Origin of the sequence: Desulforhabdus sp. TSK, from assembly GCF_022836495.1 — a bacterium.
Classification (GTDB): Bacteria; Desulfobacterota; Syntrophobacteria; order Syntrophobacterales; family Syntrophobacteraceae; genus Desulforhabdus.
Map to the genome: position 1 here is coordinate 1 of NZ_BQXM01000114.1, position 605 is coordinate 605.

1 protein-coding gene is annotated in these 605 nt (G+C 54.4%); it reads right to left on the reverse strand.

Translation table 11 applies throughout. The annotated features are described in order from the left end of the window. Nucleotides 1–270 precede the first annotated feature (270 nt). Nucleotides 271–605, reverse strand: a 335-nt coding sequence (locus MWC30_RS21740) for an integrase core domain-containing protein (RefSeq protein WP_244086292.1), incomplete at its 5' end; no start/stop codon positions are given.

The following is a 605-nucleotide window of genomic DNA, read 5'->3' on the forward strand; positions in this document are numbered from 1 at the left end:
TGAGGTGTACCCCATCGTCAAGACAAGAATTGAGCATATTTAAGGTGGACACCTCCGGCCGGCAGAGATTTTTTACCAGCCCAATGGACTGGTTGGTTATAATTACAGTACCCACCCGGAGGATAGGGCTCTGCTGGAGAGCAACCCGAGCGCCGAGGTGGGGGGATGACGGAGGGACAGGACTTGTCGGTTCTGCCTTTCCTTTTCCCTGCCCCTCTTGATTCCCCCAAAGCGATAAACTCCGGGGGGTTGGGGGCAGAGCCCCCAATTTCAATTGCTTCGTCCAAAATACACCTCCCGGGGAGTCCTGTAGCCCAACGCCTGGTGGGGCTTTCGATTGTTGTGCAACTGGAAATAATCGGCCAGACCATCGATGCATTCCGGCACGCTCCCGTAGTCGTGTATGTAGACGTTCTCGTATTTAACCGATCGCCACAGTCTCTCGATAAAGATATTATCGAACGCTCTGCCTTTCCCGTCCATACTGACCCGGATGCCGCCGTCCAGAAGAATCCCGGTGAACTGGCGACTGGTAAACTGAGAGCCTTGGTCCGTATTGAAGATGTCGGGAATTCCCTTTGCCAGAGCCCGCTCCAGAGCACTTA